The following is a 23,214-nucleotide window of genomic DNA, read 5'->3' as shown; positions in this document are numbered from 1 at the left end:
TGCTGGCTTAAAGCTGCGGCTCTTCTTTAGGCTTGGTCTTGTTGATACCCGGTATGTGCAGCTTGCCGTCAGCGGCCTGGTCGCCCTCAAGCTGTGGCTGTGTGGCCCATGTCAGGATGTCGTAGTAACGACGGATGTTGGCCACAAAGTGCACGGGCTCGCCGCCCCGGGCGTAGCCATAGCGGGTTTTGCTGTACCACTGCTTCTGCGCAAGGCGAGGCAGCATTTTTTTCACGTCCAGCCACTTGTTCGGGTTCAGGCCTTCTTTCTTGGCCAGCTTTCTCGCGTCATCCAGGTGACCGCCGCCAACGTTGTAGGCCGCCAGTGCAAACCAGGTGCGATCAGGCTCTTCGATATCGTCGTCCAGTTCGCTCTTGATCAGTGCCAGGTACTTGGCACCGCCCATGATGCTTTGCTGCGCGTCCAGGCGGTTGGACACGCCCATGGCTTGTGCAGTGTTCTGGGTCAGCATCATCAGGCCGCGAACGCCGGTTTTGGAGGTAACGGTGGGCTGCCACAAGGATTCCTGATAGCCCATGGCTGCCAGCAGGCGCCAGTCGACCTGTTCCTTTTTGGCCGCATCCTTGAAGAATTTTTCGTATTTGGGCAGGCGCTGCTGCAGGTGCTGGGCGAAGGTATAGGCGCCGACGTAACCCAGTACGTCGACGTGGCCGTAGTAACGGTCCTTCAAGCGTTGCAGGGTGCCGTTCTTTTCGACCTTGTCCAGGTAGGCGTTGATCTCGTTGAGCAGGCTGTTGTCTTCACCGGCCATTACCGCCCAGCGCTGGCTGCGGGCATCACCCAGGTCAAAGGCCACGCGAACGTTGGGGAAGTACACCTGGTTCATTGCCACTTCGTTGGAGTCGACCAGGGTCAGGTCTATCTGCCCTTCATCGACCATGCGCAACAGGTCGACGACCTCGACAGCGTCGGACTCTTCGTATTCGATTCCGGGATATTGCTTCTTGAGTTCGGCAAGTTGCTCGGCGTGGGAGCTGCCTTTAAGCACCATGATGCGTTTGCCCACCAGATCGGCGGCATTGGTGGGGCGCGATTGACCGTTGCGGTAGATGATCTGGGGCGTGACTTCAAGGTACGGGTGAGAGAACTTGGCTTGCTGCAGGCGTTTCTCGCTGCTGACCAGACCGGCAGCAGCTAAAGCGGGACCGTCAAGTTTACCCAGCTGTATGAAGATGTCGTCCAGGTTATCGGCTGTTTCGATCTTCAGTTCGACGCCCAGATCGTCGGCAAAGCGCTTCACCAGCTCGTATTCGAAGCCGGTTTCGCCGTTGCGATCTTCGAAGTAGGTGGCCGGGCTGTTACGGGTGATCACCCGCAGTACCCCATCCTCCTTTACGCGCTCAAGGGTACTGGGTTTTTCAACGCAGGCACCGAGCATCAGGAAGAGTCCGGTTACGAGTAGCCATCTGGCTCCACGCTGGCGGAATGCAGTTAGAGAAAACATTCGCGCAGTATACGCAAAGCAGCACGGGTGCCATATCTCGACAATTTACGGTCATTCTGATAACAGCTGCCAAAAACGACAAAACCCTTATGGAATGGGGTGTAGGGGGCTGTTTAAAGATCATGACCGCCCATCCACAAACGCTCTGATAGCTATAAAGAATAAGGCTTTGGTCGGTTAACGGCCTTTGGCGCACGTCAGGTGTGCCGTTTCGGGTGCCGTTAGCGCCGGTTTAGGCTAGAATGCCGGGCCTCAAAGCATACCCCTCCCGAGGCTGTCCCGAAGATGTTGATCCTGCGCGGCGCTCCTGCCCTTTCTGCCTTTCGCCACAGCAAACTCCTTGCACAACTGAGCCTGAAGGTTCCGGCTGTCACTGGTTTGTATGCTGAATTCGCCCACTTCGCCGATGTTACCGGTGAGCTGACCAGCGATGAACAGCAGGTCCTGGCTCGTCTCTTGAAGTACGGCCCTAGTGTGCCGGTCCAAGAGCCCAGTGGCCGACTGTTCCTGGTGTTGCCGCGGTTCGGCACCATTTCCCCTTGGTCGAGTAAGGCCAGCGACATTGCCCGTAACTGTGGCCTGGCTAAAGTCCAGCGCCTGGAGCGTGGCATTGCGTTTTACGTGGCCGGTCAGTTCAGCGACGCTGATGCAGAGCTGATTGCAGCGGCACTGCATGACCGCATGACGCAAATCGTGCTGGGCAACCTTGAGCAGGCTTGCGGTCTGTTCAGCCATGCCGAGCCCAAGCCGCTGACGGCGATTGACGTGCTGGGCGGCGGTCGCGCCGCGCTGGAAAAAGCCAACGTCGAGCTGGGCCTGGCTCTGGCTGAAGACGAAATCGATTACCTGGTCAATGCGTTCAACGGTCTTGGCCGCAACCCGCACGACATCGAACTGATGATGTTCGCCCAGGCCAACTCCGAGCATTGCCGTCACAAGATCTTCAATGCCAGCTGGGACATTGACGGCCAAAGCCAGGATAAAAGCCTGTTTGGCATGATCAAGAACACCTACGTGATGCACAGCGAAGGCGTGTTGTCGGCTTATAAGGACAACGCTTCGGTCATCGTCGGCAGCGTCGCAGGGCGTTTCTTCCCGGACCCTGAAACCCGCCAGTACGGCGCGGTGCAGGAGCCGGTGCATATTTTGATGAAGGTTGAGACCCACAACCACCCGACCGCCATTGCCCCGTTCCCGGGCGCGGCGACCGGCTCCGGTGGCGAGATCCGTGACGAAGGTGCTACCGGTCGTGGCGCCAAGCCAAAGGCCGGCCTCACCGGCTTTACCGTATCCAACCTGCAAATCCCGGGCTTTGAACAGCCATGGGAAGTGCCGTACGGCAAACCCGAGCGCATCGTTACCGCGCTGGACATCATGATCGAAGGCCCGCTGGGCGGCGCCGCGTTCAACAACGAATTCGGCCGTCCGGCCCTGACCGGTTACTTCCGTACCTTCGAGCAGTCGATCACGACTCCCCGTGGCGAAGAAGTGCGCGGTTACCACAAGCCAATCATGTTGGCCGGCGGCATGGGCAACATCCGCGCCGAACACGTACAGAAAGCCGAAATCACCGTTGGCTCCAAGCTGATCGTGCTGGGCGGCCCGGCAATGCTGATCGGCCTGGGTGGCGGTGCAGCTTCCTCCATGGCCACCGGCGCGAGCTCGGCCGATCTGGACTTCGCTTCGGTACAGCGCGAAAACCCGGAAATGGAACGCCGTTGCCAAGAGGTCATCGACCGTTGCTGGCAACTGGGCGACAAAAACCCCATCAGCTTCATCCACGACGTGGGCGCGGGCGGTCTGTCCAATGCCTTCCCGGAACTGGTCAACGACGGTGAGCGTGGCGGTCGTTTCGAACTGCGCAATATTCCCAACGACGAGCCGGGCATGGCCCCGCACGAAATCTGGAGCAACGAATCCCAGGAACGCTATGTAATGGCGGTGGGCGTTGCCGATTTCGAGCGCTTCAAAGCGATCTGCGAACGTGAGCGTTGCCCGTTTGCCGTGGTCGGTGAAGCCACTGCCGAACCGCAGCTGACGGTTACCGATAGCCACTTCGGCAACAACCCGGTGGACATGCCACTGGAAGTGTTGCTGGGCAAGGCACCGCGCATGCACCGTTCGGCCGTCCGAGAAGCCGAACTGGGGGATGACTTCGATCCGTCCACGCTGGCCATCGGCGAGTGTGTCGAGCGCGTACTGCATCACCCGGCCGTGGCCAGCAAAAGCTTCCTGATCACCATCGGCGACCGGACCATTACCGGCCTGGTAGCCCGTGACCAAATGGTCGGTCCGTGGCAAGTGCCGGTTGCTGACGTTGCGGTCACCGCCACCAGCTTTGACGTATACACCGGTGAAGCCATGGCCATGGGCGAGCGTACTCCGCTGGCACTGCTGGATGCTCCGGCATCGGGCCGTATGGCCATCGGCGAAACCCTGACCAACATCGCGGCTTCGCGGATCGGCAAGATCAGCGACATCAAACTGTCGGCCAACTGGATGTCAGCGGCGGGTCACCCCGGCGAAGACGCCCGTCTGTACGACACCGTAAAAGCGGTCGGTATGGAGCTGTGCCCTGAGCTGGGCATCACCATTCCAGTGGGCAAAGACTCGATGTCGATGCAAACCCGCTGGAGCGAAGAGGGCACTGACAAGACTGTCACCTCGCCGCTGTCGCTGGTAGTAACCGGTTTTGCTCCGGTGCTCGATGTACGTCAGACCATGACCCCGGTGCTGCGCATGGACAAGGGCCTGACCGATCTGATCCTGATCGACCTGGGCCGTGGCCAGAACCGCATGGGCGCCTCGATCCTGGCCCAGACTTACGGCAAGCTCGGTAAACACGCCCCGGACGTGGATGACGCAGAAGACCTCAAGGCCTTCTTCGCCGTGATCCAGGGCTTGAATGCCGATGGCCACCTGCTGGCTTACCATGACCGTTCCGACGGTGGTTTGCTGACCAGCGTGATGGAAATGGCGTTCGCCGGTCACTGCGGTGTCAACCTGGCACTCGACGGCCTGGCTGAAACCGCTGCCGACATTCCGGCCATCCTGTTCAACGAAGAGTTGGGTGCAGTGGTCCAGGTGCGTCAGGACTCTACTGCTGACGTACTCGCACAATTCAGCGCCGCCGGCCTGGGTGAGTGCGTGTCGGTAATCGGTCAGCCGCGCAATTGTGCAGACGTCACGATCACCTTCAATGGCGAGACCGTTTTCGCCGGTCAGCGCCCTCTGCTGCAACGTCAGTGGGCTGAAACCAGCTACCAGATCCAGCGTATGCGTGACAACGCAGACTGCGCCCAGCAAGAGTTCGACGTGCTGCTGGAAGAAGACAATCCGGGCCTGAGCGTTCAGCTGAGCTTTGATGTCAACGCCAACATCAGTGCGCCGTATATCAAGAAAGGCATTCGCCCACAGGTTGCCGTACTGCGCGAGCAGGGCGTCAACGGCCAGGTTGAAATGGCGGCGGCGTTTGACCGTGCCGGTTTCAACGCGGTCGATGTGCACATGAGCGACATTCTGGCCGGCCGTGTCGACCTCAATGACTTCAAGGGCATGGTTGCGTGCGGTGGTTTCTCCTACGGTGACGTACTGGGTGCCGGTGAAGGCTGGGCCAAGTCGGCCCTGTTCAACGCCCGTGCACGTGATGCGTTCCAGGGCTTCTTCGAACGTACCGACAGCTTCACCCTGGGTGTTTGCAACGGTTGCCAGATGATGTCCAACCTCAGCGAACTGGTACCGGGCAGCGAGTTCTGGCCGCACTTTGTGCGTAACCGTTCCGAGCAGTTCGAAGCCCGGGTGGCAATGGTTCAGGTACAGGAGTCGAACTCGATCTTCCTGCAGGGTATGGCCGGTTCGCGCATGCCAATCGCCATCGCCCACGGTGAAGGCCATGCCGAGTTCGCCAGCCCTGAAGCCCTGCTGCAAGCCGATCTGTCGGGTTGCGTGGCACTGCGCTTCGTCGACAACCACGGCAAGGTTACCGAGAGCTACCCGGCCAACCCGAACGGCTCGCCGCGCGGGATTACCGGTCTCACCAGCCGTGACGGCCGTGTGACTATCATGATGCCGCACCCGGAGCGGGTATTCCGCGCCGTGCAGAACTCGTGGCGTCCTGAAGAGTGGAACGAAGATGCGCCTTGGTTGCGCATGTTCCGTAACGCGCGCGTGTGGGTCGACTAAGGGCATGTACAAGCTCAGCTTCTTCGTTCCTCCAAGCCATGTCGAAGTGGTCAAGGATGCTGTATTCGCTGCCGGTGGCGGACGGATCGGCAACTATGACCACTGCGCCTGGCAGGTATTGGGCCAGGGCCAGTTTTGCGCGCTGGACGGCAGTCAGCCGTTTATCGGGCAAACCGGTCAGGTCGAATATGTCGGGGAATGGAAAGTTGAGCTGGTCGTTGCCGATGATCTGATCCATGGGGTGGTGGCTGCGCTCAAGCACAGTCACCCCTATGAGACGCCCGCTTATGAAGTGTGGCGACTGGCGGACTTGTAACCCCCAAACACCAACCTGTAGGAGCGAGCTTGCCTCGCGATGCAAACAATGCGCGGTTTCTGAGAAAACGCATTGAGACCATCGTGAGGCAAGCTCGCTCCTACAGTTCGTTCAGCGTGCGTGATCTGGCCTGATCAATCGCGCCAGCGCTTCGCTCAACCCCTGCGCCTGTTCCCCCACCAATACATGCCAAACGCCATCGGCGTGCTGGCTGATGCCCTGGCTGCCCAGTGCCTTGAGCTGGCTCTGCGACAACGAACGCTCGTCTCCCAGCTTGATCCGCAAGCGGGTGAGCGCTACGCACTCGACGTGCAATACATTGCTGCTGCCGCCCAGCGCGCCCAGCCATTTGTTGGCGGCCTCGCGCCCGACCTCGTGCGCCGGTTCCACCGCAGGAGCTTGAGCCTTGCTGACGGCGGGCGAACGGCTGACCCGGGTTAGCGCCAAACGTATTTCATCGGCAATGCTGTCGGCCATCGGCCCGACCACTACTTGCAGGCTGCCCGCGCGGCCGGGGCGCATCACACCCATGGCGCCCAGCGCCTTGAGTTCGCTGTCCTGAGCCTTGTTGCGATCGGCCAGCTCCAGGCGCAGGCGCGTGGTGCAGGCGCCGACGGTGAGCAGATTGTCCGGGCCACCCAGCGCCTGGATATAGCCATCGGCCCGCTGGTTCTCGGTGAGGTCGGCGGTTTCTGCCACCGGGTTGTCTTCACGGCCCGGGGTTTTGAGTTTGAAGCGGCGGATGCAGTAATCAAACACCAGGTAATAAATGGCGAAGTAGACCAGCCCGACGGGAAAGATCATCCAGCCATTGGTGGACTTGCCCCAGCCCAGCAGCATATCGATGGCACCACCGGAAAAGGTGAAGCCCAAATGGATATTCAGCAGGTTGGTGATGGCCATCGACAGCCCGGTCAGCAACGCATGCAACAGATAGAGGAAGGGCGCGAGGAACATGAAAGCAAATTCGATGGGTTCGGTGACGCCGGTCAAAAACGCGGTCAGCGCCAGTGACAGGAAAATCCCGCCCATCAGTTTGCGCCGCTCCGGCAACGCATTGCGGTACATCGCCAGGCACGCAGCCGGCAGGCCAAACATCATCACCGGGAACATGCCGGTCATGAATTGGCCGCCCTTGGGGTCGCCCGCGAAGTATCGGGTCAGGTCGCCGGTCACCACTTGCCCGGCATCGGTGGTAAAGCTGCCGAACACGAACCACGCCATATTGTTAAGGATATGGTGCAGCCCGGTGACGATCAGGATGCGGTTCAGCACGCCAAAAATGAACGCCCCCAGGCTGCCGCTTTCGAGCAGCAACACACCCAGGCTATTGATGCCTTCCTGAATCGGTGGCCAGATCAGGCCGAACAGGGCCCCCAGGGCTACGGCGGCAAACCCGGTGACGATCGGCACAAAACGCCGGCCGCCAAAAAACGCCAGGTATTCCGGCAGTTTGATGTCCTTGAAGCGGTTGTACAGCGCCCCGGCCATCAGGCCGCTGACGATCCCGGCGAGCATGCCCATGTTGATATGGGGGTCCAGGGCCTTGAGGGTCGAGATCAGCACCAGATAACCGATGGCCCCGGCCAGGCCCGCAGTACCGTTGTTGTCGCGGGCAAAACCCACGGCAATGCCGATGGCGAAGATCAGCGCCAGGTTGGCGAAAATCGTGTTGCCGGCATCGTGGATGATTGCGATGTTGAGCAAGTCGGTGTCGCCCAGCCGCAGTAGCAGCCCGGCAATGGGCAAAATCGCAATCGGCAGCATCAACGCCCGGCCAAGCCGCTGCAGACCTTCGATGAAGTATTGATACATGAGAAATTCTCCGTCGTTGTTTTTGTTGTTGTCAGTCGGAAAGCGGCCAGTACTGATGACAGGCCTCGCGTACAGATTTTGCGTTGCTCATGTTCAGCAGTTTCTGGCTCAGTGTTTGACACATTCCGGCGTCCAGCTGGCGGACCCTGGCCTTGATTTCACCGATTTGCAGCGGGCTGACCGACAGCTCGCGAACCCCCAGGCCGATCAGCACCGGGGTGGCCAGAGGGTCGCTGGCCAGTGCACCGCATACGCCTACCCAGCGTCCGTGCTTTGCCGCACCGGCACAGGTATGGGCGATCAGGCGCAGCAGCGCCGGATGCAGGGCATCGACCCGTGAGGCCAGCCCTGCATGGTCGCGGTCCATGGCCAGGGTGTACTGCGACAGGTCGTTGGTGCCGATGGACAGAAAGTCCGCGTGCTCGGCCAATTGTTCTGCCATCAGGGCCGCTGCCGGCACTTCAATCATCACCCCCAGTTCCGGGCGCTGGCTCAGGCCCATTTCACCGCGCAAGGCCTCCAGGCGACGGCGGATATGCAGCAGCTCGTCGACCTCGGTGATCATTGGCAACAAGATGCGGCAGCGTTGTACCGGGCTGACCTGCAGCAGGGCGCGCAGTTGCTGATCGAGGATGTGCGGATGCATCTGTGCCAGGCGGATGCCGCGCAGGCCCAATACCGGATTGGCTTCGGCGGGCAGCGGCAGATAATCAAGTTGCTTGTCGCCGCCCACATCAATGGTGCGAATGATCACCGGCTTGTCACCCATCGCATCGACCACGCCCTGGTAGGCCGCAATCTGCTCCTGTTCATTGGGAGCAGTGCTGCGATCGACAAACAGGAATTCGGTGCGCAGCAGTCCGACGCCATCTGCGCCATTGGCATGGGCGCCGGCCGCTTCGTGGCTGGAGGCAACGTTGGCGGCAATTTCGATCTGCAGCCCGTCACCGGTCACTGCCGGTTCGTGGGCGTGCAATTGCTGCCGGGCAAAGCGTTGCTGACGGGCGAGAATGCTGTTTTGCACCTGTTCGATGCGTTCGGCGCCGGGGCTCAGTTCCAGGCGGGCGCTGTCGGCGTCGAGAATCACCTGTTGTCCGGCCGGCAAGTCCAGCAACCCTGAACCCAGGGCCACCAGGCAAGGCAGGCCTTTGCCCCGGGCCAGAATCGCGACATGGGAGGTGGCCCCCCCTGCGGCCATGCATAAACCGGCAACTTGCTGTGCGCTGAGCATCAGCAGGTCGGAAGGGGTCAGCTCGTGTGCGGCAACAATGGCTCCGGGCGGCACCTGGCACTGGGCACTTTCCCCCAGTAATGCTCTGAGAACCCGTTGTTGCAGGTCGTGCAAGTCGTTGGAGCGTTCAGCCAGCAGGGTATTGCCCAGTTGCTGCAGAATCGCGCATTGCTGCTCGATCGCATCACTCCAGGCGTGGGCCGCATTGCGGCCCTGGGCGATGGCGCCGTGGCTGGCCTGCAGCAGCTCGCTGTCTTCGAGCAAGGCCAGGTGAGTGTCGAAAATGGCTTCTTCGTCGAGGTTACCCTCGGCCCGGGCCTGGATCAGGGTCAGGCGGATCTCGGCGCGCACCTGCTCCAGCGCCGAATGCAGCGCCTGCATTTGCTCCTCGGGGAGGTGATTGCCGAGGTCGGGTGGCAGTTGCACGGTGCTTAAAAAATACAGCGCACCACTGGCCAGGCCGGGGGCCGCACTCACTCCGTTCAATTGTCCTTCTTGATTGATGGGGCGAGCGACGGCCGGCAGCACTTTCAGCGTGGCGGCGGCCGGTCTGACCTGATCTTTGGCCAGTGCGGCCAGAATGGCCTGCAGCGCGGCGTCGGCATCCTCGCCGGCACAGCTGACTTGAACTTCATCGTGCTCGCTGATGCCCAGGGCCAGCAGCCGGACAATACTGTCGCACGGAGCCGAATTGGCGCCGATGTGCAGCCGGCAAGTGCTTTTGAAACCCAGTGCTGTTTGCCGTATCAGCGCAGCCGGACGTGCATGCAGGCCACCGTGGTGAGTTATGCGCACGCTGCCTTGGGCCTGCCCCTGAGAACTGTCGGTCGCGGTAACGGCGGCCTCGATCTGGCGCGCGGCTATCTGCAGCAGTGGCTCGCCGGCCACGGCGGTGTCGTGTTGCAGCAGTTGCAGCGCGAACCGATCGCCATTGGTCAGCACCAGCAGGCTGATCAGGCTGGTGCAGCGCTGGGCGATGTAATCGGGGTCGAAGCGTACCAGGGGCTGGCCGTTGCTGATCTGCTCGCCGTTTTCCACCAGCAGTTGAAAACCTTCGCCCTGTAGATCAAAGGTGTCCAGCCCCACATGCAAAAGCACCTCGGCGCCATTATCGGCACGCAGGGTCAGGGCATGGGCGGTCTTGGCCACGTGCACGATCACCCCGTCACAGGGCGCATACAAACAGTCGTTCAATGGGTCGATGGCAATCCCGTCGCCCATTACGCCGCTGGAAAATACTTCATCCGGCACCAGGGCGAGTTTGATGATCGGCCCGCTGAGCGGCGCACTGAGGGTGAGCTTTTTATTATTGTGCATGGCGCGATACTCATTAAACCTGCGGGGGAAGACAACTCAGTGGGTACGGGTCACTTTGCTCAGGAACCGTGGCTGATCCGGGTCCAGCCCCCGGGCCTCGGCCAGACCCGCAGCCATCACGTAGAAACTTTGAATGGCCAGGATCGGGTCCAGATCCGGGTGTGCCGCCTGGCTCAACGTCAGGTCGCGCTCGGCCACATCATCCGGGGCCGCCAGCAGCACCCGGGCGCCGCGCTGGCGCATGTCACGGGCCAGGGTCAGCAAGCCCGCCTGTTCCACACCCCGAGGGGCGAAAATCAGCAGCGGGTAGTCTTCTTCGATCAGGGCCATCGGGCCGTGGCGCACTTCGGCACTGCTGAAGGCTTCGGCCTGCAGGGTCGAGGTTTCCTTGAATTTGAGCGCGGCTTCCTGGGCAATGGCAAAGCCCGCGCCCCGGCCGATCACCAGCAATCGCTGGGCATCGCGCAGGGTCTCGATGGCTTTGCTCCAGTCCTGGGTGCAGGCGTCGCGCAAGTCGGCGGGCAGCAGGTGGCCGGCTTCAAGCAGGGCTTTATCATTGGCCCAGTGCGCAACCAGGCGGGCACTGGCACTCAAGGTGGCGATAAAGCTTTTAGTGGCTGCGACGCTGATTTCGGCGCCAGCACACAAGGGCAAGCTGTAGGCGCAGGCGGCTTCCAGTGGTGTGTTTTCGGCATTCACCAGCGCCACGCTCAGTGCCCCGCGTTCGCGCAACAGGCTCAGGCTGTCGATGATGTCGGGGCTCTGGCCGGACTGGGAAAAGGCAAATACCGCCTGGCCCTGCACCCGCAACGGGGACTGGCGCAAGGTCACCACTGACATCGGCAACGACGCCACGGGCACGCCCACATGCTGCATGGTCAGGTAGGCAAAGTAACTGGCGGCATGGTCGGAGCTGCCACGGGCCAGGGTCATGGCTACGTCGGGCGGGCTGGCCCGCAGGTCGCGGGCAAGGTCGATCAGGCGCGACTCCAGGTTGAACAGTTGACGTTCGACCGCTTCGCTCGCGGACCGGGCCTCTTCCAGCATTTTTGACGGCTTGTTAGAAGACAAGTGCTTCCCCTTCGACCATGACAGCGGTGAGATTCAATGAACGGTCCAGGCGCACGCAGTCGGCCCAGCTACCGGGCTGCAAACGCCCGCGTTCGGTAATGCCGAGGTAGTCGGCCGGGTACTGCGACAGGCGTTGCGAGGCTTCGGCCAGTGGCAGGCCGATTTTCACCAGGTTGCGCAGTGCCTGATCCATGGTCAGCGTGCTGCCCGCCAGCGTGCCGTCTGCCAGGCGTACGCCGCCCAGGCATTTGGTGACGGTGTGGCTGCCCAGTTGGTACTCGCCATCGGGCATGCCGGTGGCTGCAGTGGAGTCGGTGACGCAATACAGGCACGGAATCGCACGCAAGGCTGCGCGAATGGCGCCGGGATGTACGTGGAGCAAGTCGGGGATCAGTTCGGCAAAACGCGCATGGGCCAGGGCGGCACCCAGAATGCCGGGCTCGCGGTGATGCAGCGGGCTCATGGCGTTATACAAATGGGTGAAGCTGGTGGCGCCCGCATCCAGTGCGGCCACGCCTTCTTCATAACTGCCCAGGGTATGCCCCAGCTGCATGCGAATGCCCCGGGCGCTCAGGGCGCCGATCAATTCGATATGGCCGGCGATTTCAGGGGCGATGGTGATGACTTTGATCGGCGCCAGACTCAGGTAATCCTCGACTTCGGCCATCAGCGCGGTATGGGCGAAGTTGGGTTGAGCGCCGAGTTTGCCGGGGTTGATAAACGGACCTTCGAGATGCACCCCCAGTACCCGGGCGCAGCCGGCCGGCCGTTGCTGACAAAACTCGCCGAGGGCACCGAGTACGCGGCTGATCTCGTGATTCGGCGCGGTCATGGTGGTGGCCAGCATTGCCGTGGTGCCGAAGCGCAAGTGGGTGCGGGCGATGGTGTCGAAGGCCGGTGCGCCTTGCATGATGTCTTTACCGCCGCCGCCGTGCACATGCAGGTCGATAAAACCGGGCAGCAGGTAAGGCAAGTCGTTGTCGGCCGGGTCACAAGGGCTGCCCTGGATGCCGAGGACTTTGCCGTTCTCGTGCAGCAGGCGGCCGCGGACCCAGCCTTGGGGCGTGAGGATGTTGTCTTCGGACATGTACAGCCCTCCGGGCGTGTTGTCGGGTCAGCGGCGCAGTTCGGCCACAAAATCGTAGAAATCGTTACGGCAGTAGGTATCGGTGACTTCGATGGGGGTGTTGTCTTCGAGGTAGCCGACCCGGGTCATCAGCAGCATGGCGGCCCCGGGTTCGATCCCCACCAGGGCGGCAAACTCTGCGCTGGCGTTGATCGCCTGAATATGTTGCAGGGCGCGGACCACCGGTTTGCCGATGCTGTCCAGATACTCGTAGAGCGAGTCGCCAAGCACCTGCGGCTGCGGGATCAGGGAAGCGGGCAGGGCGCTCATTTCGATGGCCATGACCGTGTCATCGGCTTTGCGCAGGCGCTTGAGGCGCGCGACTTTATCCGTGGGGGACAGCGCCAGGCGGATCAGCTCTTCATGGGTCGGCTGGGTGATTTCCCGCTGTAACCACTGAGAGCCAGGTACGAAGCCCTTGAGCCGGAGCATTTCGCTGAAACTGGACAGCCGCGACAAGGGTTGCTCAAGGCGCGGGGTGATGAAGGTTCCGGAGCCCTGGCTGCGGCGGATCAGGCCTTGTTCGAAGAGAATTTCCAGGGCTTTGCGGGCCGTGACGCGAGACAGGCCCAGTTGTTCGCTCAGGCTGCGCTCCGAAGGCAGCGCCTGCTCGGCTTTCCAGACCCCGGCATGGATCGCGGACTCCAGGTTGCGGGCCAGTTGCAGGTACAACGGCGTGGCCAGACGGTCATCCGGGCGCAGGTCGGCGAGGGTGGTCATAGGGCTGTTCATGGTGGTGGATCCGATGCGGTTATTGGAGTTTTGTCGCCCGGTAATGGCGCGAAAGTAATACCACTTCAATACCAAGTCAACGCATGCACAGGCGTGTTTCCCGCCGAAAACAGGGTGTTTGGCCGTTGTGATTTTATTTGGTGTTTAAGTGGTATTGGGAGTGCGCTGAAGGCGCCGAGATGCTGCGGGCCCGTTCGGGCCCGGCGACAGGTAAAGGTATTAGGAGTAGGCGGGAGGGCGTAACGGGGACAAAAGGTAATTTATTTTTGCTTAAGGCCGGATTTCAACCAGAGTGCCGTCCTTGACCAGGCTCCAGACTTCACGCATTTCGTAGTTTTTCATCGCGATACAGCCATCGGTCCAGTCCAGGGTATGGAACAGCTCTTCGGGATTCTCTTCGGAGTCCGGCGTACCGTGGATCATGATCATCGACCCGGGGTTCAGGCCTTGGCGCCGTGCTTGGGCCGCGTCACTGACGTTGGGGTAGTTGATATGCATCGCCAGGTTGAACTTGTCGCTTTTTTTGCGCCAGTCGACCCAGTAAAGGCCCTCCGGGGTGCGTTTGTCGCCCTCTTGCAGTTTTGGCCCCTTGGGTTGTTTGCCCAATGAAATGCGGTAGCTCTTGATCGGTTTGCCATCGCTGATCAGCTGCAGCTTGCGGGCCGACTTGAGCACCAGGATTTTTTCGATTTTTTGCCCGGCTTTGATCGTCTGTGTTGACTGGGCCGGTTTGAGGACCTGATTTTTATCGACGGGTTTGCCATTCACGGTAATGACAACGGAAGCTTGGCAAGTAACAGCAAACGACAGGCAGAGGGCAGCGAGCAACCAACGCATTAGAGGGATATTCCTGAATTACACGGCAAACAACATTATTGTTGGGGTTTGGTCAGGCCGGCCAGAGGCGCCACGGCCTCGCTGCGTACCGGGTAGAGGTTACCCGGGCGGTCGGCGAAAAAGCATTCTAAGGTACGGCTGACCGTGCGAAAAGCCAGCTCTGACCAAGGGATGTCGGCTTCATCGAAAAGCCGCACCTCAAGGCTTTCTTCACCTGCGGCAAAGTCCGGGGTCAGCAGCTCGGCGCGGTAGAACACATGTACCTGGTTGATGTGGGGTACATCGATCAGGGTATAGATAGCCAGGTTTTCGACCTTGGCACAGGCTTCCTCGAGGGTTTCGCGGCGAGCGGCCTGTTCAACGGTCTCGCCGTTTTCCATAAAGCCGGCAGGCAGTGTCCAGTACCCTTTGCGCGGCTCGATGGCGCGTCGGCACAGCAGCACCTGAGTGCCCCAGGTGGGCAGGCACCCGGCAACAATATTGGGGTTCTGATAATGAATGGTCTGGCAGTGGTCGCAGACATAGCGCAGGCGCGAATCGCCTTGCGGGATATGCTGGCTGACAGAATGACCGCACTGGCTGCAAAATTTCATGCTGGGTTCTCTGATAAGGCGCTTATCTTGAGGCTGAGTCGGGCTGGCGGCAAGTGCCGCGGTGGTTGCTGCGACACTGCGGGGCTTGGGTGCCCGGTGCGATTTGGTGCATGATGCCCGATAAGTGACGGATCGAGATGACCTATGCTGGACGAGCTGCTTGGCCGTGTGAGCCGCTATACCCCACGGACTCTGGAAACAGATCGGCATTTTCCCGAGGCGGCAGTATTGCTGCCGGTGACGCGCAGTGCTGAACCCGAACTGATTCTGACCCTGCGTGCCAGCGGGCTGTCGACCCATGGTGGTGAGGTGGCTTTCCCAGGCGGGCGGCGCGATCCTGAAGACCCGGATCTGATCTTTACCGCTCTGCGTGAGGCCGAAGAAGAGATCGGCCTGCCGCCGGGCCTGGTGGAGGTGATCGGTCCCCTCAGCCCCTTGATCTCGTTGCACGGTATTCGCGTAACCCCCTATGTCGGACTGGTACCTGACTACGTTGAGTATCTGGCCAACGATGCCGAGATCGCTGCGGTGTTCAGCGTGCCGCTGGAGTTCTTCCGCCAGGACCCGCGCGAGCATACCCACCGCATCGATTACCAGGGCCGCAGCTGGTATGTGCCGAGTTACCGTTTTGGCGTGTACAAGATCTGGGGGCTGACGGCGATCATGATCGTCGAGCTGATGAACCTGCTCTACGACGACGTCAATATCAGCCTGCATACTCCGCCTGAACGCTTTATCAATATTTAGAGCTGTCAGCAGACAGCCGCTCAGCCTTGAGGACACTCCCATGAAATATCGCTTGGGCGACTCGCTCGTCGAAACCCATCCCGACAGCTGGACGGCCCCCAACGCCACCCTGATCGGCAAGGTACGGCTGCAAGAGGGTGCCAGCGTCTGGTTTAACGCTGTGTTGCGTGGCGACAACGAACTGATCCTGATCGGTAAAAACAGCAACGTGCAGGATGGCGCCGTCATGCACACCGACATGGGCTACCCATTGACCCTGGGCACCGGTGTGACCATTGGCCATAACGCCATGCTGCATGGCTGCACTGTGGGTGACTACAGCCTGATCGGTATCAACGCGGTGATCCTCAATGGCGCAAAAATCGGCAAGCATTGCATCATCGGCGCCAATTCGCTGATCGGTGAGGGCAAGGAAATCCCCGATGGTTCGCTGGTCATGGGCTCGCCCGGCAAAGTGGTGCGCGACCTCACCGATGAGCAGAAAAAACTGCTGGAAGCCAGTGCGGCGCACTATGTGCACAACGGCCAGCGTTATGCCCGTGACTTGCAGGTGCAAGAATAATGAGTGATACAGAACGCCCGGTGGCCTCACCCTGCGTGAATATTTGCGCGCTGGACGACGATGATCTGTGCACCGGCTGCCAGCGTTCGGTGGCCGAAATTACCCGTTGGAGCCGCATGACCAATCCTGAGCGCCGTGAGGTGCTGGCGTTGTGTCATGAACGCGCGAAATCCAGTGGCATGGTGTGGACGGTGGGCAGCCTGTAGCCCCTGCCGCAGGCTGCGATATACCCTGTGGGCGCTGGCTTGCCCGGGATGCAGGCAATGGGCACTTCGAGGCTGGCTGCGGGGCTGTAAATCCCCGGCAAGCCGGCTCCCGCGGTCGAACTGTCCAGCCTCGGTGTACACGCTACAAAATCAGGCATGACTCAAGTACCCTGTGCGCCTTATTCAGAGGTATCACCAGGTCCCATGTTGTTTCTAATCGCTTATATCGCCAGCGTCGTGCTGATCAACTACGCGTTTTCGACGGCGCCGCACCTCGATATCATCTGGTCGGCCTGGGGCGGGCTGGTGTTCGTGCTGCGGGACATGGTGCAAATCCGCTTCGGCCACGGCGCCATTCTGGCCATGCTGGCGGCGCTGGTGCTGTCGTACGTCACCTCTGATCCCTCTATTGCCCTGGCCAGCGCTACCGCGTTCGCTGTATCGGAGTGTATTGACTGGCTGGTGTTCTCCATCACCAAGCGCCCGTTGCATGACCGGTTGTGGATCAGCTCTGCGCTGAGCATCCCCCTCGATACCTTTATCTTTTTCGGCATGATCGACGCCTTTACCCCGGGCGTGATCCTCACTGCCATGGCCTCCAAGTTCGCCGGTGTCACCTGCGTATGGCTGGCCATGGCCTGGCGTCTGCGCAAAGCCGCTGAGCGCTCGCGGATCATGTAAAATGCCGGCCTTTCTTCCCAGCAGGCGCAAGCGTTGCGAGCGCCTTCGATGATTTGCTTCCTTGAGGACCTGAAATGACCCGTATCGGAACTCCACTGTCGCCTACCGCGACCCGCGTAATGTTGTGTGGCTGCGGCGAGCTAGGCAAGGAAGTCGTCATCGAATTGCAGCGTCTGGGGGTCGAAGTCATCGCTGTCGATCGCTACGCCAACGCCCCGGCCATGCAGGTGGCGCACCGTAGCCACGTGATCAACATGCTGGATGGTGCTGCCCTGCGTGCCGTGATCGAGCTGGAAAAGCCGCATTTTATCGTTCCGGAAATCGAAGCCATCGCCACTGCGACCCTGGTCGAGCTGGAAGCTGAAGGCTTTACCGTGATCCCTACGGCCCGTGCGACCTCGCTGACCATGAACCGCGAAGGCATTCGCCGTCTGGCGGCTGAAGAGCTGGACCTGCCAACTTCGCCGTACCACTTTGCCGACACCTTCGAGGATTACAGCAAAGCGGTGCAGGATCTCGGTTTCCCGTGTGTGGTCAAGCCGGTCATGAGCTCGTCGGGTAAAGGCCAGAGCCTGCTGCGCAGTGCCGACGATGTGAAAACCGCCTGGGACTACGCTCAGGAAGGCGGACGGGCGGGCAAGGGTCGGGTCATCATCGAGGGCTTTATCGACTTCGATTACGAAATCACCTTGCTCACCGTACGCCATATCGGCGGCACCACGTTCTGCGCCCCGGTTGGTCACCGCCAGGAGAAGGGCGATTACCAGGAGTCCTGGCAGCCCCAGGCCATGAGCCCGATTGCACTGGCTGAGTCTGAGCGTGTGGCCAAGGCCGTTACCGAGGCGCTGGGTGGTCGTGGTCTGTTTGGAGTCGAGCTGTTCATCAAGGGCGATCAAGTGTGGTTCAGCGAAGTTTCGCCGCGCCCCCATGACACAGGTCTGGTGACCCTGATTTCGCAGGATTTGTCGCAGTTCGCGCTGCATGCGCGGGCGATTCTGGGGTTGCCGATTCCGTTGATCCGTCAGTTCGGACCCTCGGCTTCGGCAGTGATTCTGGTGGAAGGGCAGTCGACCCGCACCGCGTTCTCCAACCTGGGAGCGGCCCTGAGCGAGCCGGATACCGCCTTGCGTCTGTTCGGCAAGCCCGAGGTCAATGGCCAGCGCCGCATGGGCGTGGCACTGGCCCGGGATGAGTCGATTGAAGCGGCACGGGCCAAAGCGACCCGTTCGTCCAAGGCGGTTGTCGTAGAGCTATAACCCCCCCCGCAACAACCTGCTGTAGGAGCGAGCTTGCTCGCGAGCTTTTTGCACAGCTCGCTCCTACAGGTTTAGATGACCTTGTTCAGGTCTGCCTCTCTGGTTTCCTTCAAGCACAGTACAGCGATCAGGCTGAGCACCGCTGCGCCTGATACATAGCCGCCAACCCAGCTCAGACCGCCCATGCTCACCAGTTTCTGGGCGAAGAACGGTGCGGCCGAGGCGCCGACAATGCCCCCCAGGTTGTAGGCCGCCGATGCGCCGGTATAGCGCACGCGGGTGGGAAACAGTTCAGGCAGCAGGGCTCCCATCGGAGCAAAGGTCACCCCCATCAAGAACAGCTCGATGCACAGAAACAGTGCCACCCCCCAGGTCGTGCCATGGGTGAGCAATGGCTCCATCAGAAACCCGGACAAAACTGCCAGTATGCCGCCGACAATCAATACCGGTTTACGTCCGTAACGGTCGCTGGCCAGGGCTGACAGTGGGGTGGCCGCGGCCATGAACAGCACGGCAAAGCACAGCAGGCCGAGGAACGTTTCGCGGGTGTAGCCCAATGTCGAAACGCCATAGCTGAGTGAAAATACGGTCGAGATGTAGAACAGTGCATAACACACCACCATCGACGCAGCGCCCAGCAGCATGGGTGCCCAGTACTGGCTGAAGAGCTCGACGATCGGCATCTTCACCCGTTCGTGCTGGGCTACGGCCTTGGCGAAGACCGGTGTTTCTTCCAGCTTGAGACGCACATACAGGCCGACCATCACCAGGGCGGCACTCAGCAGGAACGGGATGCGCCAGCCCCAGGAGCGGAACTGTTCATCACTCAGGGTCAAGGCCAGTGCCAGAAACAGGCCGTTGGCTGCGAGAAAACCAATCGACGGACCCAGTTGCGGAAACATGCCGAACCAGGCGCGCTTGCCTTTGGGGGCGTTTTCGGTGGCCAGCAAAGCTGCGCCGCCCCATTCCCCGCCGAGCCCAAGCCCTTGGCCAAAGCGCAGCACGCAGAGCAGGATCGGTGCCCAGGCACCAATGGTGGCGTAGCCCGGCAAAACGCCGATCAGGGTGGTACACACCCCCATCAACAGCAGGGAAGCGACGAGGGTGGACTTGCGTCCTACCCGGTCACCGAAATGGCCAAACAGAAATGAACCCAGCGGGCGTGCGAGAAAGGCTATGCCGAAGGTCAGGAACGCCGACAGCATCTGTGCTGTGCCGGATGTCTGCGGGAAAAAGACCGGGCCGATAACCAGCGCGGCGGCGGTGGCATACACATAAAAGTCGTAGAACTCGATGGCGGTGCCAATAAAGCTGGCTGTAGCGACACGGGCTGTGGAGTTGGCCGGCTTCTCGGGCGAGGCTTCGCTGTAGGTGGTGCTGGTGGTCATGCGCATATCCCTGACAGTTATAAGCTCGTTGACCTTTATCAGCCTTGGCGGCGGACAGGGCAGAGCGTTTTTTATGGTCGTTTGGCCAGTGGGGGCAAATGCCAGTCAGTCAGGCGAGCGCAGTCTCAAGCGGGGAGATAAACCGGTGGGAACTGCTCAGCCAGCTCCCACTGAAGATATGCGGTGTTTTAATCGACTGGCTTTACCCCGCAAGCGGGGTGTAAGCGGAAATGATTATAGGGAGGCCTGTTCGAATGTAACAAGACCTTACGCGGCGATTAAACCGCGGGTTTGACGCTGTTGTGCCAGATCAGTACGCGGCTGACGCGGTTTTCTTCGGTTTCGAGAATTTCCAGGCGATAGCGGCCGATCTTCAGGCAAACAGTGGTTTCGGGAATGGTTTCCAGTGCTTCGGTGACCAGCCCGTTAAGGGTTTTCGGACCGTCGCAAGGCAGGTGCCAGCCCAGGGCCTTGTTCAGTTCGCGGACCGAGACTGCGCCATCAACCACAAAGCGGCCGTCGGGCAGGGGATCGATCAGCGGGTTATCGATGTTTTGCTCGTCCTCGAACTCACTGACAATCTCTTCGAGGATGTCTTCCAGGGTCACGATTCCCAGTACTTCTCCGTACTCATCGACCACGACGCCCAGTCGGCGTTGTTGCTTGTGGAAGTTGAGCAGCTGCAGCTGCAGGGGCGTGCTTTCAGGAACGAAGTAGGGCTCGGTACAGACGGCCAGCAGCGCTTCCTTGGTGAGGCTGGCATCCGTCAGCAGGTGCTGGACGTGGCGGGTATTGAGGATGGCTTCGACCTGGTTGATGTCGTTATGAAACACCGGCAGGCGTGTGCGCTTGGTCTGGCGCAGTTGCTCGATCAGATCTTCGATGGAGTCGTCGAGGTTCAGGCCTTCGACTTCGCTGCGCGGGATCAGGATGTCGTTGACCGTGATGTTGTCCAGCGCATGGATGCCGGAGAGCAGTTGCGGCCGGCTGGCGGAGAGTTCGTCATCTTGCTGGGCAGGTGTGTGGCGCGTCTGCGGCACCTCGGCACGAAGGACCTTCCTGTTGTTTGTGCCCCATAGAAAACCGGCGAACAGCCCGGCTGCTGCGATCAAAAATGCCAGAACTGCCAGCATCGGCCCGGGGGGCAAGCTATCCATAATCATCGCCCGTCAGATATGCAGAATGTATTCACGAACCAGCTTGCTGCCAAAGTAGGCCAGCATCAGCAGGCAGAAACCGGCAAACGTCCAGCGTATGGCTTTGTGTCCGCGCCAGCCGAGGTGGTGACGCCCCAGCAGAAGTACGCTGAATACGATCCATGCCAGGCAGGCCAGCAAGGTTTTATGGACCAGATGCTGGGCAAACAGATTGCCCAAAAACATCCAGCCGGAGATCAATGACAGTGACAGCAGCGACCAGCCGGCCCACAGGAAGCCGAACAGCAGGCTTTCCATGGTTTGCAGGGGCGGGAAGTTCTTGATCAGGCCTTTGGGGTGCTTGTTCTTGAGCTGGTAGTTCTGCAGGGTCAGCAGCAACGCCTGAAACACCGCGATGGTGAACATGCCATAGGCCAGGAGCGATAACAGGATGTGGGCGAGGATGCCGGGTTCTTCATCTATTACCTGAACCGTACCGGGCGGGGCGAACTGCGACAGCAGCACCGTGAGCATTCCCAGCGGGTATAGAAGCAGCAACAGGTTCTCGACGGGGATCCGCACACATGCCACCAGCGTTACGCCAATGACTGCTGCGGCAATCAGGCTGGCAGCACTGAAGAAGTCCAGTTCAAGACCCGCCGGGGTCATCAGGTGGGTGAACAGGCTCATGGCGTGGGCGATTACGGCGAGAATGCCGAGTGTCACCAACAGGCGTTTGTTCGCCTTTGCGCCTTGGCGCAGGCAAGTGCCTTGATAGAGGGTCGCAGCGGCATATAAACAGGCGGCGGCGAGGCTGGGTAGCAAACTCGGTGACAAGGGGAGCATAAATCCTGTTAGGCAAGCCCGAAAGGGCTGAGTTTGGCATACAACCGCCCATGCACGAAAGACTACATAAGCCGACGGCAAGGTGTCGTATGCGGCCAGTCTTCGCTATAATCCGCGACCTGCCCACGCCGCAGGCTCGCCGAGCATCAGTTTTACACGGGCTGGGCCGCAATAACCCCGGTCTACTTTGGGCCTGAAAGGATCGCGCATGTTTGAAAATTTAACCGATCGTCTCTCGCAGACGCTGCGCCATGTTACCGGCAAGGCCAAGCTGACCGAGGACAACATCAAAGACACCCTGCGTGAAGTGCGCATGGCGTTGCTGGAAGCCGACGTGGCTTTGCCAGTGGTCAAGGACTTCGTCAACGCGGTCAAAGAGCGCGCTGTCGGCACTGAAGTGTCGCGCAGCCTGACGCCGGGCCAGGCGTTTGTGAAGATCGTCCAGGCCGAGCTTGAAAGCCTGATGGGTGCTGCCAACGAGGACCTGGTCCTCAATGTCACGCCGCCTGCAGTAGTTTTGATGGCCGGTTTGCAAGGTGCGGGTAAAACCACCACCGCCGGCAAGCTGGCGCGCTTCCTTAAAGAGCGCAAAAAGAAAACAGTGATGGTGGTCTCGGTCGACGTTTATCGTCCTGCGGCAATCAAGCAGCTGGAAACCCTGGCGGCGGAAGTGGGGGTTACGTTCTTCCCGTCCGATATCAGCCAGAAGCCGGTGGCCATCGCGCTGGCGGCCATTGCTGAAGCCAAGCTCAAGTTCATTGATGTAGTCATTGTCGATACCGCGGGTCGTTTGCATATCGACGCCGAGATGATGACCGAAATCCAGGAACTGCACGGCGCCGTCAAGCCGGCAGAAACCCTGTTTGTGGTCGACGCCATGACCGGCCAGGATGCCGCCAATACGGCCAAGGCCTTTGGCGATGCGCTGCCGCTGACCGGTGTGATCCTGACCAAGGTTGACGGCGATGCCCGTGGCGGTGCGGCATTGTCCGTGCGCTCGATCACCGGCAAGCCGATCAAGTTTATCGGTATGGGCGAGAAGAGCGACGCTCTGGAACCGTTCCACCCGGATCGTATCGCTTCGCGCATTCTGGGCATGGGCGACGTGCTCAGCCTTATCGAACAGGCCGAACAGACCCTCGATAAAGACAAAGCCGACAAACTGGCGAAGAAACTCAAGAAAGGTAAGGGCTTCGATCTCGAAGACTTCCGCGATCAGCTGCAACAGATGAAGAACATGGGCGGCCTTGGCGGCCTCATGGACAAGCTGCCGAACATGGGTGGCGTGAATCTGGCGCAAATGGGCAACGCCCAGGGCGCGGCAGAAAAGCAGTTCAAGCAAATGGAAGCCATCATCAATTCCATGACTCCGGCCGAGCGCCGTGACCCTGACCTGATCAGTGGTTCGCGCAAACGTCGTATTGCCATGGGTTCCGGCACCCAGGTGCAGGACATCGGTCGCTTGATCAAGCAGCACAAGCAGATGCAGAAAATGATGAAGAAGTTCTCCGCAAAAGGCGGAATGGCCAAAATGATGCGCGGCATGGGCTCCATGATGCCTGGTGGCGGCATGCCGAAAATGTAAATTACCTGCCTGAGCGCTCGCGCTTGGGCGACTCGCAGTGATGCGAGATACCCGGCAAACCCGCACGTGCGGGAGCCGACCTGTCGCCATTCGTGGCGGCCTTATAGCAAATCTTTATGGCA

The 23,214-nt window shown here is 60.4% G+C and carries 18 protein-coding genes and 1 pseudogene; 8 read left to right on the top strand and 11 right to left on the bottom strand.

Translation table 11 applies throughout. From position 1 onward, the window contains the following. Nucleotides 1-7 precede the first annotated feature (7 nt). The gene (gene mltF, locus FEZ21_RS21320) at nucleotides 8-1,465 is read right to left on the bottom strand and encodes a membrane-bound lytic murein transglycosylase MltF (protein WP_160628350.1); all 1,458 of its coding nucleotides are present in this window, start codon (nucleotides 1,463-1,465) and stop codon (nucleotides 8-10) included. Nucleotides 1,466-1,750: 285 nt separating this feature from the next. Between mltF and purL the strand changes: the two genes are divergently transcribed. Then, nucleotides 1,751-5,647, top strand: a complete 3,897-nt coding sequence (purL, locus tag FEZ21_RS21315; protein WP_010655988.1) for a phosphoribosylformylglycinamidine synthase — start codon at nucleotides 1,751-1,753, stop codon at nucleotides 5,645-5,647. 4 nt (nucleotides 5,648-5,651) lie between these two features. Continuing rightward, complete coding sequence (locus FEZ21_RS21310) at nucleotides 5,652-5,963, top strand: YqfO family protein (protein ID WP_003440210.1); 312 nt, start codon at nucleotides 5,652-5,654, stop codon at nucleotides 5,961-5,963. Nucleotides 5,964-6,074: 111 nt separating this feature from the next. On the opposite strand, the gene nagE is transcribed toward FEZ21_RS21310, so the two are convergent. From nagE to FEZ21_RS21275, 7 genes are all read right to left on the bottom strand, one after another. Beyond that, complete coding sequence (nagE, locus tag FEZ21_RS21305) at nucleotides 6,075-7,778, bottom strand: N-acetylglucosamine-specific PTS transporter subunit IIBC (RefSeq protein ID WP_160628348.1); 1,704 nt, start codon at nucleotides 7,776-7,778, stop codon at nucleotides 6,075-6,077. Between the two features lie 31 nt (nucleotides 7,779-7,809). Further along, nucleotides 7,810-10,326, bottom strand: coding sequence for a phosphoenolpyruvate--protein phosphotransferase (gene ptsP / locus FEZ21_RS21300; RefSeq protein WP_127196027.1), 2,517 nt, complete (start codon nucleotides 10,324-10,326; stop codon nucleotides 7,810-7,812). Between the two features lie 36 nt (nucleotides 10,327-10,362). Then, complete coding sequence (locus FEZ21_RS21295) at nucleotides 10,363-11,373, bottom strand: SIS domain-containing protein (RefSeq protein WP_160628436.1); 1,011 nt, start codon at nucleotides 11,371-11,373, stop codon at nucleotides 10,363-10,365. A 13-nt stretch (nucleotides 11,374-11,386) separates the two neighbouring features. Next, nucleotides 11,387-12,484, bottom strand: coding sequence for an N-acetylglucosamine-6-phosphate deacetylase (gene nagA / locus FEZ21_RS21290; RefSeq protein ID WP_003440214.1), 1,098 nt, complete (start codon nucleotides 12,482-12,484; stop codon nucleotides 11,387-11,389). Between the two features lie 27 nt (nucleotides 12,485-12,511). Continuing rightward, the gene (locus FEZ21_RS21285; RefSeq protein WP_003440215.1) at nucleotides 12,512-13,243 is read right to left on the bottom strand and encodes a GntR family transcriptional regulator; all 732 of its coding nucleotides are present in this window, start codon (nucleotides 13,241-13,243) and stop codon (nucleotides 12,512-12,514) included. A 282-nt stretch (nucleotides 13,244-13,525) separates the two neighbouring features. Then, the gene (locus FEZ21_RS21280; protein ID WP_003440216.1) at nucleotides 13,526-14,092 is read right to left on the bottom strand and encodes a murein L,D-transpeptidase family protein; all 567 of its coding nucleotides are present in this window, start codon (nucleotides 14,090-14,092) and stop codon (nucleotides 13,526-13,528) included. A 35-nt stretch (nucleotides 14,093-14,127) separates the two neighbouring features. After that, nucleotides 14,128-14,685 carry an NUDIX hydrolase gene (locus tag FEZ21_RS21275; RefSeq protein WP_003440217.1) on the bottom strand — a complete coding sequence of 186 codons (558 nt, stop codon included), beginning with the start codon at nucleotides 14,683-14,685 and terminating at the stop codon, nucleotides 14,128-14,130. A 144-nt stretch (nucleotides 14,686-14,829) separates the two neighbouring features. Between FEZ21_RS21275 and FEZ21_RS21270 the strand changes: the two genes are divergently transcribed. From FEZ21_RS21270 to purT, 5 genes are all read left to right on the top strand, one after another. After that, nucleotides 14,830-15,432 (top strand): CoA pyrophosphatase, encoded by a 603-nt coding sequence (locus FEZ21_RS21270; protein ID WP_003440220.1) that lies wholly within the window; start codon nucleotides 14,830-14,832, stop codon nucleotides 15,430-15,432. Nucleotides 15,433-15,472: 40 nt separating this feature from the next. Continuing rightward, on the top strand, nucleotides 15,473-15,994 hold the full coding sequence (locus tag FEZ21_RS21265; protein WP_003440222.1) for a gamma carbonic anhydrase family protein: 522 nt from the start codon (nucleotides 15,473-15,475) through the stop codon (nucleotides 15,992-15,994). Beyond that, nucleotides 15,994-16,200, top strand: coding sequence for a DUF1289 domain-containing protein (locus FEZ21_RS21260; RefSeq protein ID WP_003440224.1), 207 nt, complete (start codon nucleotides 15,994-15,996; stop codon nucleotides 16,198-16,200). The genes FEZ21_RS21265 and FEZ21_RS21260 overlap by 1 nt, the downstream gene beginning before the upstream one ends. 204 nt (nucleotides 16,201-16,404) lie before the next feature. Continuing rightward, nucleotides 16,405-16,881: a VUT family protein gene (locus tag FEZ21_RS21255; RefSeq protein WP_003440227.1), complete on the top strand. Its 477-nt coding sequence runs from the start codon at nucleotides 16,405-16,407 to the stop codon at nucleotides 16,879-16,881. 74 nt (nucleotides 16,882-16,955) lie between these two features. Then, nucleotides 16,956-18,137 carry a formate-dependent phosphoribosylglycinamide formyltransferase gene (purT, locus tag FEZ21_RS21250; RefSeq protein ID WP_003440230.1) on the top strand — a complete coding sequence of 394 codons (1,182 nt, stop codon included), beginning with the start codon at nucleotides 16,956-16,958 and terminating at the stop codon, nucleotides 18,135-18,137. A 71-nt stretch (nucleotides 18,138-18,208) separates the two neighbouring features. Here the strand turns inward: purT and FEZ21_RS21245 are convergent, their stop codons facing one another. The 3 genes and pseudogenes from FEZ21_RS21245 to FEZ21_RS21235 form a co-directional block, all read right to left on the bottom strand. Next, nucleotides 18,209-19,525, bottom strand: coding sequence for an MFS transporter (locus FEZ21_RS21245; protein WP_003440231.1), 1,317 nt, complete (start codon nucleotides 19,523-19,525; stop codon nucleotides 18,209-18,211). A gap of 278 nt (nucleotides 19,526-19,803) precedes the next feature. Next, nucleotides 19,804-20,493, bottom strand: a pseudogene (locus FEZ21_RS21240) (transporter associated domain-containing protein); the annotation flags it as partial. A gap of 201 nt (nucleotides 20,494-20,694) precedes the next feature. Then, nucleotides 20,695-21,507, bottom strand: a complete 813-nt coding sequence (locus tag FEZ21_RS21235; protein ID WP_003440240.1) for an inner membrane protein YpjD — start codon at nucleotides 21,505-21,507, stop codon at nucleotides 20,695-20,697. A gap of 208 nt (nucleotides 21,508-21,715) precedes the next feature. On the opposite strand from FEZ21_RS21235, the gene ffh reads away from it, so the two are divergent. Further along, complete coding sequence (ffh, locus tag FEZ21_RS21230; protein WP_003440242.1) at nucleotides 21,716-23,092, top strand: signal recognition particle protein; 1,377 nt, start codon at nucleotides 21,716-21,718, stop codon at nucleotides 23,090-23,092. The last annotated feature ends 122 nt before the right edge of the window (nucleotides 23,093-23,214 follow it).

The organism is Pseudomonas sp. 9.1(2019) (genome assembly GCF_009910445.1).
GTDB lineage: Bacteria > Pseudomonadota > Gammaproteobacteria > Pseudomonadales > Pseudomonadaceae > Aquipseudomonas > Aquipseudomonas paraversuta.
Note: the sequence above shows the minus strand (reverse complement) of the source record. Positions and strands in the feature narration are given on the sequence as shown.